The sequence below is a fragment of the Paenibacillus sp. CFBP 13594 genome (assembly GCF_014842675.1).
In the GTDB taxonomy this organism is placed as follows: Bacteria; Bacillota; Bacilli; order Paenibacillales; family Paenibacillaceae; genus Paenibacillus; species Paenibacillus amylolyticus_B.
Genome location: NZ_JACYVQ010000013.1, coordinates 63,126 through 77,901 on the forward strand (window position 1 = coordinate 63,126; position 14,776 = coordinate 77,901).

At 48.4% G+C, this 14,776-nt stretch carries 10 protein-coding genes; all 10 read right to left on the reverse strand.

What is annotated here, in order from left to right:
* Positions 1 to 45: 45 nt before the first annotated feature.
* The 10 genes from IFU39_RS28545 to IFU39_RS28590 all read right to left on the reverse strand — a co-directional run bounded on the left by IFU39_RS28545 (position 46) and on the right by IFU39_RS28590 (position 14,396).
* Entirely contained in the window at positions 46 to 954 is a 909-nt protein-coding gene (locus tag IFU39_RS28545) for a carbohydrate ABC transporter permease (RefSeq protein WP_091012102.1), read from the reverse strand.
* 15 nt (positions 955 to 969) lie between these two features.
* Complete coding sequence (locus tag IFU39_RS28550; protein ID WP_192136190.1) at positions 970 to 1,947, reverse strand: ABC transporter permease subunit; 978 nt, start codon at positions 1,945 to 1,947, stop codon at positions 970 to 972.
* A gap of 314 nt (positions 1,948 to 2,261) precedes the next feature.
* Positions 2,262 to 3,674 carry an alpha-L-fucosidase gene (locus IFU39_RS28555; RefSeq protein ID WP_192136191.1) on the reverse strand — a complete coding sequence of 471 codons (1,413 nt, stop codon included), beginning with the start codon at positions 3,672 to 3,674 and terminating at the stop codon, positions 2,262 to 2,264.
* A 695-nt stretch (positions 3,675 to 4,369) separates the two neighbouring features.
* Positions 4,370 to 5,428, reverse strand: coding sequence for a Gfo/Idh/MocA family protein (locus tag IFU39_RS28560; RefSeq protein WP_192136192.1), 1,059 nt, complete (start codon positions 5,426 to 5,428; stop codon positions 4,370 to 4,372).
* Positions 5,429 to 5,681: 253 nt separating this feature from the next.
* Positions 5,682 to 6,548: a sugar phosphate isomerase/epimerase family protein gene (locus tag IFU39_RS28565; protein ID WP_192136193.1), complete on the reverse strand. Its 867-nt coding sequence runs from the start codon at positions 6,546 to 6,548 to the stop codon at positions 5,682 to 5,684.
* Between the two features lie 105 nt (positions 6,549 to 6,653).
* The gene (locus IFU39_RS28570) at positions 6,654 to 8,435 is read right to left on the reverse strand and encodes a glycoside hydrolase family 35 protein (protein ID WP_192136194.1); all 1,782 of its coding nucleotides are present in this window, start codon (positions 8,433 to 8,435) and stop codon (positions 6,654 to 6,656) included.
* Position 8,436: 1 nt separating this feature from the next.
* The gene (locus IFU39_RS28575) at positions 8,437 to 9,897 is read right to left on the reverse strand and encodes an alpha-L-fucosidase (protein ID WP_244661152.1); all 1,461 of its coding nucleotides are present in this window, start codon (positions 9,895 to 9,897) and stop codon (positions 8,437 to 8,439) included.
* A 30-nt stretch (positions 9,898 to 9,927) separates the two neighbouring features.
* Positions 9,928 to 10,695, reverse strand: coding sequence for a copper homeostasis protein CutC (locus IFU39_RS28580; RefSeq protein ID WP_192136195.1), 768 nt, complete (start codon positions 10,693 to 10,695; stop codon positions 9,928 to 9,930).
* 536 nt (positions 10,696 to 11,231) lie between these two features.
* Complete coding sequence (locus IFU39_RS28585) at positions 11,232 to 11,405, reverse strand: hypothetical protein (protein ID WP_244661153.1); 174 nt, start codon at positions 11,403 to 11,405, stop codon at positions 11,232 to 11,234.
* A gap of 207 nt (positions 11,406 to 11,612) precedes the next feature.
* Positions 11,613 to 14,396 (reverse strand): glycoside hydrolase family 3 C-terminal domain-containing protein, encoded by a 2,784-nt coding sequence (locus tag IFU39_RS28590; protein ID WP_192136196.1) that lies wholly within the window; start codon positions 14,394 to 14,396, stop codon positions 11,613 to 11,615.
* Positions 14,397 to 14,776 lie beyond the last annotated feature (380 nt).

The following is a 14,776-nucleotide window of genomic DNA, read 5'->3' on the forward strand; positions in this document are numbered from 1 at the left end:
CCTTCCACCTCCTTTCAAGAGGCAACCGGGCTTAACTCACAAGGATTAACCTTTCAGGGAACCAACCATGACCCCTTTAACAAAATGTTTCTGTACAAATGGATACATGATCAGAATGGGAATACTTGCGACAACGATCAGTGCATATTTCAACACCTGCTCAAACCCTTGATCCCGCATCTGTTGGCTGGTATTGGCGAGCATCGCCGGATCAGCCGCATTCAGGATGAGCAGATTGCGAAGCACGTATTGCAGAGGGAACAATTTCTCGGAACGCAGGTAGATCAGTGCATCAAAGTACGCATTCCAGTGACCTACGGCATACATGAGTGTCATGACTGCCAGAATGGGCTTTGATAAGGGAAGAACTACGCTGATCAGATACCGGATATCCCGGCAACCGTCCATTTCGGCGGCCTCCCCGAGTTCTTCCGGGATGGAAGATTGGAAGAAAGTCCTTGCCACGATGACCTGGAATACTGCGAGCGCCCCGGGCAGCCACATCGCCCAGCGTGTATCCAGCAAGTGCAAGTCCTTCATCAAGAGGTAGGTGGGGATCAGACCGCCATCGAAGAACATTGTGATCATCATGAAAATGATAATGGCTCCTCGTCCGTAGAATGACTTACGGGACAAGGGATACGCCAGCATGACAGTCAGCGTCACGTTAATGAACGTGCCCACCACGGTATAAATGATCGTGTTATAAAAACCGAGCATAAGCTGTTGGCTTTTGAAAATGGAGATGTACGCCTTGATGTTAAAGTCGACCGGGAACAGCCACACCTGGCCGGATGTCACGGCTCGTGAAGAGCTGAACGAAGAACTGATGATATACAAGAGCGGGTAAAACACCGTTAGAAGTATGGCGAACAGAAAGATGTAGTTAAGTGTCATGAAAATGCGGTCACCAAGCGGGTCCTTGATCCGGTTACGATTAATCAGGTTGAACATGGATAAGCTCCTCCTTTACCACAAGCTGTTCTGGGATACTTTGCGCGATATGCCGTTGACGATAACCAGCAGGATCAAGTTGATAATGGAGTTAAAGAACCCTACTGCCGAGGAGAAGCTGAAATTGGCTCCGATCAGACCCACCTTGTACACATACGTGGAGATGACCTCCGAAGCGCTTGTGTTGAGTGGATTCTGCATCAGGTATATTTTCTCAAAGCCCACGCCCATAATGCTGCCCAGACTCAGAATCAGCATGATAACCGTGACTGGAACGAGTGTTGGAAGGTCAATGTGCCATATTTTCCGAAGCCTTGATGCGCCGTCCATCTTTGCTGCTTCATAGAGAGATGGATCAACACCAGCAAGAGCTGCGATATATATGATGGATGAATATCCCATGCCCTGCCACACACCTGACCAGACATAGATCGATTTGAAGTATTCCGGAATGCCCATGAAGTTGGTCATTGGGAAGCCGAGCAGTGTGAACAGCTTGTCTACCACGCCCACATGTGGGGAGAGCATCAGAATGATAATGGATACCATGACAACGGTTGAGATAAAATGCGGAGCGTAAGTGACCATTTGCACGGTCTTCTTGAAGTAACCCGTTCGAATCTCATTCAGCGCCAGCGCCAGCAGGATGGGAATAGGGAAACCCGCAATTAAGGAATAGAAGCTAATGCCTATCGTGTTTTTGATTAACAGCCAGAAGTTTGGAGATTGGAAGAAGGCTTCAAAATGTTTGAATCCAACCCACGGGCTTCCCCAGATTCCTTTGACCACACTGAAGTCCTTGAAGGCAATCTGGACACCCACCATAGGGATGTACTTGAAGATCAACAGATACAACACCGGGGGCAGCACGAGCAGGTAGAGCTCCCAGTGTTTCTTGAGGCTTTTGATGAATGGATGCTGCCGCTTGGGCTCCACATGTTTCCTCTGATGGAGTTCCATCTTGGCGGGTATGCTTTCCGTAGCTCGACTCATTTGCGTCACTCCTTCTACACCTCAAGTGTAATAATACATTACATTTACATCCCTTAAACATCCTTTTTTCTGTTCTTAATTCCTTGTCAAACCTAATTGATGTAAACATTCATATCAGGTAGCGCTTTCTTAATTTGATAGTACATCGCACGGTAAACTTTTATCAATTTGCAATTTTCTCCGACTTCTCTTTATTCCATAAACCCTTGTGTGACAAGCAATTTGGAGCTGTTTTTGGTGGGATATATGTTCCTTATGTATGAATATAAAAATTCCGGAGGTGGTTATACCTCCCCCGGAATTGACATGGCTTTCTATGCGCTTGTGACCAGCCTGAACGTATGTGTGATCGGCGCTTCATTGGTTGTAGCGGATTGTGGCAGTTCCACGAGAAGTCCGTCTTCCGTCTGTTGATACGAAAGTACGTCATCGCTACCGACGAGTTCGATCCGCTCTACCTTTTCCAGATAAGGAATGATTAACTGTGGTTGTACGGTCTCATTCTCGTTTCGGTACAAACGGAAGGCATATACGGTGTTGATCTCTTCCTTCTGCGTGAAGGCCCAATCTTTCGTAAAATATGGCCCGCAGATCCGGGTTCCATAGACACCTTCTCCATGAGTACCCAGCCATTCACCGAGGCCCTTGATGCCTCGAATTGCCCCTTTTGGCAGACGCCCATCGGGTTGTGGTCCTACATTCAGCGCCAGGTTACCACCCTTGGACACCACTTCGAGTAGAATATGTGCTAGCTGTCTTCCCGTTTTATACTGATCATCGAATCCGAAGGCAAAGGAGTTTCCTACGGTAATACAGCTCTCCCATGGAATGTTCATCGGATGTTCCGGTATGGTCTGCTCAGGGGTAACAATATTCTCATACGGTCCACCTACAGTGCGATCTGCGGACAGCAGCCAGGGCTGAGTGGTCTGACGCGCCCGGTCCACGACTTCTCCAAGCCTGATATCCTGACCATGGCGACCTTCACGCACCCAGCCGGCATCCAGCCACAGACATTCGATCCGCCCGTAATTGGTCAGCAGTTCCATGATCTGCTCATGTGTGAACTCCACGAATTTCTCCCACAGCCACGGATACTTATGGGGATCATACGAAGGGCCGCGCCACATATGACGTCCACGCTCCATACCCGGTGCCCAGTAATACGGGGTATGCCAGTCCGCTTTGGAGAAATACGCTGAGATGCCGAGTCCTTTAGCCCGAAAAGCGTCAAACAGTGCTCGACAGATGTCCGCATACTTATGGGTATGAAAAGGCGTGTCCTTGCCCGTAATCCGGTAATCGGTTGTCTTCGTATCCCACATGCAGAAACCATCATGGTGCTTGGTGGTGAACAGGAAGTATTTGAACCCGTTATCTGCCGCCATCTGTGCCCATTCCTCAGGCTGGAAACGAATCGGATTGAAGGTTTTGTTGAGATCGAAATATTCCCGTTTAAAGTCTTCCATGTCATCCGTCCAGTCGATGTCATCACGCGACCAATCGCCATCCTCGTCGCTCAGCGCCCAGGACTCCACGAGACCAAGCTGGGAATACGGCCCCCAGTGCATCATCAGCCCCAGCTTCTGGTCCTTGAACCACTCCAGCCGTTCATTCAGCAGCGGTTCCTCCGGTCTGATCCACTCTTCCTCTTTGCTAAAATTGTGCACCCCGGCTTCGACAATCTGCTCTTCCTGCTCCAGTACGGTTTCTTTGGTTTCGCTCATCCTGTTTCATCTCCTTTGGATTAGATAAAAGATAAACCTTGCATGTTACGCCTGGTCACTCCGAGTGCAGTACCATCTTTCGATCGCTGTTATCCCCGGATTTCTTTGATTTCACTTTATAATTGTTGGAAATCCGGTGATAAAGGCGAGCGCTTCGCTTCTTCAGATTGGTTCTGCACTCTCCGTTTTGGCGTAAACGCTAGTTTAACTGTTAAGGGGCGTAGTAACTTTGTATTTCGATTGCGGTGCGATCTTCAATTCCTATGAATCCCTTACTTCCTCCTCTTGCCTCTAGAGGAATATAAACTGGCTGACCTTCGCGGAGGGGTAGGAAATTTTCTAAGGAACACAGGGCGTCTTATTCAGCCTTTTGATCCTCTTTTTGAATTGTAAGGAACATCAGACACGTTATTTCCCGAAATTAGCTTATAAAAACGCTGTAAACTGCTGTTTATTCTGATATAGCGTGTGTCAGGTTCCTTAGATTTCTGCTAGCGCTTCGAATCCTTGAATAAGACGCCTCAGATTCGTTAGCGCTCGCTCCCTACTCTGCTCCAACGGCGAGCGGAGAGGACGCATCCACGCCCGCCCTGAGCGGAGCTTTTCATTGAAAGGGAGCGAAGTACTCATAACTTTTAATGCCACGGGAGTAGTAAAGTATCAACGTAGCCTAACAACGCCATGCAATGATCCTTTTACAGCGTGATTTCGCGGCCTTGGCGTGCCGATTCGTAGATGGCACAGAGCATTTTCATCACTTCGACACCATCCTCAACGGGGCTAAGTGTTTCTTTGCGGCCCTGTGTACTATCGATAAAATGGTTGATTTCATTGCGGAAAGATCCCATAAAATCGAAGGATTTGAAATCCACCTGTGGAGTCATGTTCAAAATGGTGTTGAATTTCTCGCCAATAATCGAAATTTCCGGTTCCAGCTCGGCACCGCCTTTGTCGCCATAGAGTTTGACCGAAGTCTCATCTGCTTTGGCATGGAGCGTGAAACTTACATCCACGAGCAGGCTCGCGCCATTTTCGAAACGAATCAGGGCATTTGCCATATCCTCAACAGTGTTCTGTTCCACGTCATAGTCTGCCGCTTTGTAGAACGACAGATTGTTAATGTTCGAGCGGTTCCCCAATCGGTTGGACACGTTAGCGGAGACGGATTTCACCTTCGGTCTGCCCATCAGATACCAGCAAATATCGATTACATGCACACCGATATCGATCAGTGGGCCGCCGCCGGAGCGGTTGATATCGGAGAACCAGCCACCTGGATTGCCCAAACGACGCAGACTGGAGGCTTTGGCATAATAGATCTCGCCCAGTTCACCCTCGTCGATAAATTTCTTCAGAATCTGTGCATTGTCACTATAGCGGCGAACAAAACCAACTTGCAGCAGTTTTCCGCTACGATGAACGGCCTTCTCTACCTCGAGGGCATCCTCCACCGTTTGGCAGAGTGGTTTCTCACATAACACGTTTTTGCCTGCGTCCAGAGCAGCAATGCTAATCTCAGCATGGGAGTCGTTCCATGTACAGATGCTGACGGAATGAATCTCAGGCAGTGCGAGAAGTTCCTTATAATCGGTAAACACATGTGGTGCATTATATTTCTTCGCCACTTCTGCGGCACGTTCTGCATTCAGGTCGCAGATGGCATATATTTCAACGTCAGGGTTACTGGCATAGGCTTGTAAGTGGCAATCGGATATGGATCCGGCACCGATGACGGCGACTTTCAATTTGGACATAGAGCTGATTCCTCCATAAATAAAATTAAAGTTCTGCAGAGTAGACGTTCCGGTTGCGAATCGTTCTTCCGATCACTCTTATCCCCAGATTTCTTCACTCACCTTTTTGCAAAGGGGAAATCCGGGGATAAAGGCGCACGCTTCGCTTCTTCAGAATCGATTTCGCCCCCTCCACTACTTTTTCTGAATGAATTAACTTTCTTTTTGAGCCATACATAACAAGTCATATTTCATTTAAAACAAGGACTCAGCCCTATGCCTCTTCCCATAGGCGGCGGACATTATCCATAGCAATGCGTGAGGCGGTTTTGCAATCCTCCATGCCTTCAAATTCAACCGAGATATATCCGTCATACCCGGATTGTTTTAACACACGGATAACTTCAGGCATGTTAATATCGCCATGGCCCACAATGGCACCGCGCAGGTAATTGCCATGCGAGGTTTGGAACCAGCCTTCACCGGGGTTCCGGTAGGAAGGTCTCCAATAGAAGTCTTTGGCATGCACAATCGACGCGTACGGGATATTATTTTTCACAGCACTCACCGGATCTTCATCCACACAGAGGAAATTGCCAACATCCAGGGTAGTCTTGAAGTTCTCCCGCGCCGTTTCGTGGAGCAAACGCTGAATTCGCTCACTCGACTGCACATAGTACCCATGGTTCTCAACGCTGGTTGTAATTCCAAAACCCGCAGCATAATCGGCTATTCGCTGACAAGCCTTCACCAGTACCGGCAGGTCGATCTCGAACTGTGCTACGGTTCCTTCTGGTGCGGGGCGGAAAGCCACGTCATGACGCATCAGTTTCACACCTAACGCGGCAGCCACATCCACATGTCGCATCACATTCTGGATCTCTTGCTCCAACGCTTCGGCGTCCTCCTGCACAGCAAAGTTTGCGCCGATAGCATAATTGGAAATATCGATTCCTACCTCTTTTGCCACAGCTTTAATCTCATCAATCAACTCCGGATGTTCGATCAGACTGAATCCCATTGGAACAATCTCCACATGTTCCCCGCCCTGATCGGCGATCCAGCGAATGGCATCCGGTACGGTTAATTCTTTACGATCCAATGCTTGTTGCAGACTGTAGGTGCTGAGTCCAACTTTCATTTTTCCTCATCCTCTCCTGTAGTTGCTGTCCATACCCAACGTATACCTTTTTCAGGTGAACACGACAATTGCCAATAATCGTTTGGCTCACCTATTTTCCTTTTCCTAGCCCAAATCCGGTGTATCCACGAACGTAACGGCCAGATCAGCCGTCTCGTGGAGTTCAAATACAGTAATTTCATTCTCACCTTCGCGAAGGAGTGGGGCAGGTACGTACCATGTTTTTTGCGGTCCTTTATTCCAGTAGCGACCCAGATTGAATCCGTTTACAAAGACAACACCTTTGGTCCAGTTATCCAGTCGCAGAAAAGTATCTCTTACACCCGTTACTTGAAAACTTCCCCGGTAAAAGGCTGGCCCTCCCCCCACTCTCTCTCCTTCTTCATCCCCTGCCGAAAATTTCTCGCTAAATCGCAAACCCGACAGATCAGTTAATGGCAGACAATGAATCGTCCAATCGAATAAAAATAGAAAGCCATGTCGCACCCCCTCCGTAATCCCCTTCGGATCTCTCAGGTACGGGCCATAGTTGATTCGCCCCATATTTTCGACAAGGATCAATAGTTCTGCACCCTCTGGCGGCACTTCAAAGGTAACCGATACTGCTGTATTTCCCCGTTCGAGCACACCCTGAAATTGCCCATCAACAAACACAAGCGCACGGTCACGAACCTCCTGAACCACCAGTTCCTGTCGCTCCCTGGGCCCGGATATTCGGGTTTGATAACAAATAAATCCATAATCCTGACCCAGCTTCTCCATCGGTTCTGGATTCGTGCGTTGCACCGGGGCTGATATCCGGTCCAATTGTGTAAGTAATGACGCCTGCTGCTTCAATTCCACTCGCCCATAGGCGAATGTCCCCTTCGATTCAGGCAACACGAACTCATCCAGATCTTCATCGCTATACCGAGCAATAAGATCACGTACGGCATGAAATTTTGCTGTCGGCTCCCCGGATTCACTGAGCAGTGAATCGTAGTCGTAACTTGTAATCGTTGGTTCGTATTGATCCTTCTGCTGACAGTTCGCCCCGTTGTAAAATCCAAAGTTTGTTCCGCCGTGGAACATATAAAAGTTAACCGAAGCACCTGCCCGGAGCATCTCCTCAAACACACCAGCCACATCTGCAGCTTCTCGGGTGTGATGCGACTCGCCCCAGTGGTCAAACCAGCCGTTCCAATACTCCATGCACATTAAAGGTCCATCCGCCTGATATTCACGCAGCTTGGCAAACGCTCCCTCCGTTCCTGATCCAAAATTAACTGTAGCCAGATGCCCCGGGATTGATCCCGCTTGCAGCATGTGGTCTGTCGGTCCGTCCGAGGTAAATAACAACACATCCATACCGCGTGCTACCATGCCATCACGTAAATATTGCAGGTAACTCGCGTCGTTCCCGAAGCTGCCGTACTCATTTTCAATTTGCATTGCAATGATCGGCCCGCCATGGGTGCTCAGAAGAGGTTTCATTTTGGACAAAAGCACATCATAATAACGATCCACATTCGCCAGAAATTTTGCATCATTACACCGAAGACGGATATCATCAGCTGCAAGCAGCCAGGAAGGTAATCCGCCAAATTCCCACTCCGCACATATATAAGGACTCGGACGTACAATTACATGCAGACCCACAGCTCCTGCAATGCGAATAAAACGTTCCAGATCAGCCATGCCTTCAAAACAATACTGCCCCGGCTGCGGCTCATGGACATTCCACGGCACATACGTTTCCACTGTATTGAAACCGCAGGCTTTCAGCTTAATTAGTCGATCCTCCCAATACTCGGGGACCACTCTGAAATAATGGATGGCACCGGACAAAATCCGAATGGGCTCGCCATCATACATAAATTGTGAACCTTTATACGTTAGCAACGCCATTTTACAACCCTCCCCGCTCGCTCAGATATATGCCTAACCCGGACAACGTAGGATACCATCTGGATTCATGAATGGTTAATCGCATCCTTCTCGATGTGACCTGTGGGAAACAGCAAATTCGTTTATACCCCACCACCGTCCCCATGTAGAACGCCTCCCAACCCCCATCTGCCCTCTGTGACTCCAGTGTAAAACGCTCAATCCGTTGGCCTATCTCGATATGTTCCATCAGCACCACCCGGTCAAACGTCGTTTCCTCCTGCAAATCCAGCTCGATCCAAGCCTGCTCCGTTCCTTCACGAGGACACCAATACGTATCCCGTCGTTCCGTCAGCACCTCCGATACGACATGTTGTTCATCCATCGTCTCCGATGCTGTTACCAGCGCCTGCAAGGCCAAATTTTCCTGGAAAATAGCACGAAGCGAATCTCCCAATTCCTGTAGTCGCTCCACATCCCATTCGTGAATGAGACCACGCGTATCCGGTGGCAGATTGAGCAAAAAGGTGGCATTTCCCCCTACTGCACCGTAATAGACGGCGAGCAGTTCTTCCAATGTTTTGACCTGATCATCCTCACTGGCATGATAAAACCATCCCGGGCGAATGGAGGTATTCACCTCGGCAGGGTACCAGATCAATTGCTCACCTTGGGAACGAATGACCTCTCGGCTTCCCAAATCACGGTCCTGTGTATTAATCCTTGTGGCAAACTCACCATCATCCACTTGCTGCGATTGCTCTTGAATCTTCTCATTATCCTGCATATGCGCGGGCACAACGCTCCATTCCGATTCCCGCGTATGCCCCGCTTCATTGCCACACCAGCGAACATCCGGGCCACATACCGAGATAACAGCTTCGGACTGGAGTTCACGAATAAGCGCATAATAGGCGTCCCAGTCGTAGATCTGTCTTTTGCCATTCGGACCCTCACCACACGCGCCGTCAAACCATACACAGAAGATGTCGCCATAATTCGTAAGCAGCTCGCGTAACTGATGAAGGAAAAACTCGTTATACCTCTCGGAATCTCCATAAGTGGCTTCATGCCGATCCCAAGGAGACAGGTACACGCCAAACTTCAATCCACCCTCACGGCAGGCATCGGCGACTTCCCGAACCAAATCCCCCGCACCATTCCTCCATGGACTGGCCGCGACCGTATGCGCTGTATACTGGCTTGGCCACAAACAAAATCCATCATGATGCTTACACGTCAAAATCAGCCCCTTCATCCCGGCAGCCTTGCATGCCTGCACCCATTGCGCTGCGCTTAGTTCAGAAGGATTGAAGATCAACGGTTCTTCCTCCCCAGTGCCCCATTCCCGATCCGTGAAAGTATTTACCGTAAAATGAATAAAGGCGTAAAACTCCATCTCCTGCCATCTCAACTGGCGTTCGGATGGGCTGACCTCTGCTGCGAACTTGATCCATTCGGCTGCTTGCATGTCATAGTTCATGGCGTATCACTCCTTTTATTTCGTGCGTTTCTATGTCACTGGACCACCCTTGCTTTTTGGATCGTTACGGATTACATTACTGTCCATGAATGGCAGTGATGCCTGTAATAACTGCTGCTTGGCTTGAGCAATAAGCTGTGAATCTGCGGGATGGTCAAAGCTTCCTTCACCGCGTACGCCTGATCCCATATGGATCTCCGTGATGCCCGTCTGACTCACTAGCGTTTCAATCCCCTCTATGGTGACCCCCGACCCTGCCATGACAGCGATGTTCAAGGTTTGCCCCAGTTCCTGAAGCTGTTTCAGCTCCAGTATGGCTTCAGGTGCTGTCCGTTTCCCTCCCGATGTAAGCACACGCTCCACATTGCCCAATGTGTTAATGGCCTTGAGCGCCTCAGTCAGACTTGCACTTTGATCAATTGCACGATGAAACGTAACGCCCAAACCCTCAGCTTCGGCCATACATGATTGCAAGCTGATGAGATCTACTCCACCCTCTCCCGTGAGGGCACCGATCACAATGCCAGCGGCTCCAAGTTCCTTCGCCACGCGAACATCGTAGGTCATGGCGTGCATGTCATCTGCGCTATAGCGGAACGAGCGACTGTGGGGACGGATCATGACATACACCGGAATGGAAACCTGGGACACGACATGCTCCATAACGCCATAACTTGGAGTAAGCCCCCCTTCAGACATCGCAGACACCAGCTCAATCCGATCGGCCCCTCCCTCCTCAGCTGCCTTGGCATCTTCCACATCCACAGCAATGACTTCCAATACAGGCTGTCTTTCCATAAGGATCGCTCCCTTCACTTCATTGAAAATTAGTCCAGCGTAATAAGGTGCTCATCAGCAGGCATGAAGTCGTAAGTAGATACTTCCGAAAGTATAATCCTGTGTTCTCACCCGACCCTCGCACCGTTAACCCGTATCGTTACCCATCACTCGAACTGCACACAGCCTGATCCATGACATAAAGGACCGACTGAACGCTTCATCAGCGCTCCTGCGATCCTTCTTCATCATTGTGGGCAACGGTCAGCTTCCAGATCGCAATCCGAATAGGTCGACCTTCCTGAAAGATATATTGTTCGTAGGCAATGATCTTCATGAATGGGTTCTCCTTTGGGATCGCAATGGGGGAGCTGGCAAATAGAGAGTGCAACGAACATAAATACTTTACCTGTTTTTAATTTTGTTATTTTTGTTATTTACAATGTTATTATTTATTAGCAATAGTCTAAAACGTTAGGATCAGTACGTCAATACAAAAAAGACACCCGGAGGGTGTCTTCATGTCTTGGATAACCTTCTGGTTATCCGAGCTTTTTCTATTTTCTACGCCGAGCCTTCGTCATTCGATTAAACATAATCAGTGCCGCAATAATCATGGCTATCATGGCAATATTACTCGCCACTTCTTGTGATAGTCCGAAAAGAACTCCCAGGTTAGTCACCAGGCCTCTTACAATCAGCGCCACCACAACCAGCAGGATTGGACTCAAAAAATTATAATTTCTCATTCCTCGCAACACCCCTGACCCCATTGTTCAGAACTACGAATCTCATAACACTATCATAACAGTAGCTATTCTGTGTTACAACAAAGGACACCCGCGTACAGTGTCCTTTGTCATATACCAACGTATTCTGCTTTGGATGACAGAACAACCTTTCGATTGCTCTTATCACCTGATATTTCCGATTACCTTCTACACCTGTTTGAATTCGATCCAGTCAATCTGGAGGCCTGGTTTCGTAAAGTCCAGTTTCAATTCATACAGTCCTGCTTCAAGATCTACTTTGACAAGCTTCTGTCTGATCCATTTGCCTTCCGTACCATTTGTTTGGATGGTGGTTACCAACTGGTCATTCAAGAGCAGGTTACATGCACTTTGAGCGAGTTCCGGCTCTGGGGACATGATCTGTACGATAATCCGATAATGACCTGCCTCGTCCACTTTCATGTAGACGGGTTCAGCTACCGCAGGTTTCACCTGTGCGTTCTCCACCAGCGCCTGAGCTTGTGCAGAAGATAGAGATGCATTCGCTTGGAACGAAGCGACGTTCTCTACGATCTCGTGCTTTCTGCCGGACACCGGTGCATTCATGATGAACTTGCAGATGTTGATCGCCGAGCGTTGCAGCTCTCCGCGAGTCAATGTTCCATTTTCCAAGGATTCAATCGTGTTGTCATCCCAACCATTGATCTCTGCGCCGTAGTTCGGTACAACCATGTAGAGATCATTCTGTGCACGAATCATCCAGTTCGTGTATTTGCGATCAGCTTCTCCACCTTCGGTCACATCATTCATAATCGCCCACCAGTCGGTCATTACGATTCCGTCGAAATTCCATTCGCCACGCAAAATCGTGGTGTTCAGGTCGTAGTTGGATGCCGCCCAGTGTCCGTTAACCGGGTTGTAGGAAGTCATGATGGAGTTGGCTCCGCCTTCTTTTACAGCGATTTCGAACCCTTTCAGGTAAATTTCACGCAGTGCACGTTCGGAGACAACAGCATCTACTTTACTGCGGTGTTTCTCCTGATTGTTACAGGCAAAGTGTTTCAGTGTGGCATTGGAACCACCCTTCATGATACCTTTCGTACATGCTGCGGCAAATACACCCGAGATCAGTGGATCTTCGGAGAAGTATTCAAAGTTCCGGCCATTGAGCGGGCTCCGGCGGATATTGAGTCCAGGTCCGAGCAGGGTATCTACCTGATTTCTCAGTAATTCCTGCCCTTCCATCACATACAACTCTTCAACAAGATCCTTGTTCCATGTCGCCGCAAGCAACGTACCAATGGATACCTGTGTTGCCTTCTCGCCACTATCCATACGAATACCCGACGGGCCATCTGCCGTACATGCTACCGGAATACCGTAATTAAACAGGCTGTCGCTGACACCACCAAATGCAGATGCCGTCCCCGAAGTAACGAGCGGACTGCTCATGCCTTCGCCACGGACAATCGCCGCCAGATCCTGATCACTCAGTTGAGCGATGAAGGTTTCCAGACTCACTTTGCCAGCTTTAACGTCACTCAGCTTGTGCCCCTGATTCCCCGTCTGCTCCAGCGTTTGCGGGAGATTCTGCTCAATCCGGTTCGCCATGGATATCTTACGTTTCGGCACTTCTGCATAAGTCAGTTCATAAGATCCATCTTCCTTGCGCGCACCTGGTTTCATCCTTGTAAAATCTTCCGTTGGAGCCATCGCTTCTTGCAGTTGCTCCACCAATTGAAGAGATTCAATAATATAGCCATCCTGGCCATCAATGCTGATATGCTGCACTTGTTTCACACTGGTTCCTACATGCAGTCGGTATGTGCCTTCTTCCAGAACGTATGCGGAAGCATAGCCCGTAACACCTGCATCATCGTAAGATGCCATGGCATGGATCGGGAAGCTGATCGTCAGAATTTCTGACTCGCCCGGCTGCAACAATCCTGTTTTGCCAAAAGCCACCAAAGCCTTCACCGGTTGTCCCAGTTTGCCTTGTGGGGCTTCATAATAGACTTGCACAACCTCTTTGCCCGCATATGTTGTACCTGAGTTGGTCACATTGACACGAACTTCAATGTAGGTTTCGCCGTCTTTGGACACAGATTTCGCTTCTTCATGCTGAGCCAAGAACGTCGTATAAGACAGGCCGTAACCGAATTCAAACTGAACACGCTCAGGTCGAAACGTTTCGAAATAACGATAACCTACATAGATATCTTCCTGATACAGGTTCTTGAACTCATTGCCGTAGTTGCTTGTCGAAGGATAATCCTCGATGGAATATGCAATCGTATCTGTCAGTTTACCGCTTGGTGTAACGTCTCCCGCCAGCACATCAGCAATCGCGTTGCCACCCTCCATACCGCCATGCCAGGAGTAAATTACACCTTGAATCGGATGTAGATACGTTTCGTTTAACCAGCTCATGTCGATGATATTCGAGACATTCAACACAACGATAGTGTGTTCAAACTGCGCAGTGACTTGCTTCAGCATCGCTTTTTCATCTTCTGTCAGTTGGTAACTTCCTGGCGCATCCGCATTATCCTGATCTTCTCCTGCTGTACGTCCAATCACGATAATGGCTTTGCTAGATTTGCTTCTAGCCTGTGCAATCAGGTCATCCGTCAAAGGCATTTCTTTCTGATTCCATGGCTCGGCCGCCCATACTTTTCCGCCATCATCAAATGGATTCTCTTCAATCCACTTCTCATAGACAGCTGCCAGTTCTTCATTCACCGTTATATTCTTTTTGCTGCGCAGACCATCGAGCAGATTCGTTGTGTAGGCTACATGGACACTACCGCCTGAACCCGTGCCGCTCCGATAATAATTGACTTGAATCCGTCCAAAAACTGAAACGTTTTCGTTTTCACGAAGTGGAAGCACTTGGCCTTCATTTCTGACTAAAACGGCTCCTTCTGCGGCAACCGTACGACTAAACTCTGCAAACCCTTCCAATGGAACTCCAATTTGATGTGTGCTCAATGATTTCCCTCCTGATTGTCATCCCCATATCTACGAATCGCTATATATAAAGTGAACTATATAAATTGAACTAAAGAATATTTACACTGGACACTCCGATGACAGAATAACCTTCCGATCGCTGTTATCCCCAGATTTTATGAATCCCCCTTATATGGGGAAAATCCGGGGATAAAGGCGAACGCTTTCGCTTCTTCAGGTTTTTTCTGTCCTCTCCGTTTCGTATAAATGTTTAGTTCAATTTATATAACAAAACGTACACTCATTTTATATAAAAGATATTCTGTGATCTGGTAGATTCACTTGTACATAGTCTCATATTAACAGATTCTATAGAAGAAATTAAATTAGATTTGTGCATTATTTATATTATTAAAAAA

Bases quoted from the DNA above. Each gene is read 5' to 3' on its own strand.
- IFU39_RS28545 (WP_091012102.1), bottom strand. From the start codon at position 954: ATGTTCAACCTGATTAATCGTAACCGGATCAAGGACCCGCTTGGTGAC.
- IFU39_RS28550 (WP_192136190.1), bottom strand. From the start codon at position 1,947: ATGAGTCGAGCTACGGAAAGCATACCCGCCAAGATGGAACTCCATCAG.
- IFU39_RS28555 (WP_192136191.1), bottom strand. From the start codon at position 3,674: ATGAGCGAAACCAAAGAAACCGTACTGGAGCAGGAAGAGCAGATTGTC.
- IFU39_RS28560 (WP_192136192.1), bottom strand. From the start codon at position 5,428: ATGTCCAAATTGAAAGTCGCCGTCATCGGTGCCGGATCCATATCCGAT.
- IFU39_RS28565 (WP_192136193.1), bottom strand. From the start codon at position 6,548: ATGAAAGTTGGACTCAGCACCTACAGTCTGCAACAAGCATTGGATCGT.
- IFU39_RS28570 (WP_192136194.1), bottom strand. From the start codon at position 8,435: ATGGCGTTGCTAACGTATAAAGGTTCACAATTTATGTATGATGGCGAG.
- IFU39_RS28575 (WP_244661152.1), bottom strand. From the start codon at position 9,897: ATGAACTATGACATGCAAGCAGCCGAATGGATCAAGTTCGCAGCAGAG.
- IFU39_RS28580 (WP_192136195.1), bottom strand. From the start codon at position 10,695: ATGGAAAGACAGCCTGTATTGGAAGTCATTGCTGTGGATGTGGAAGAT.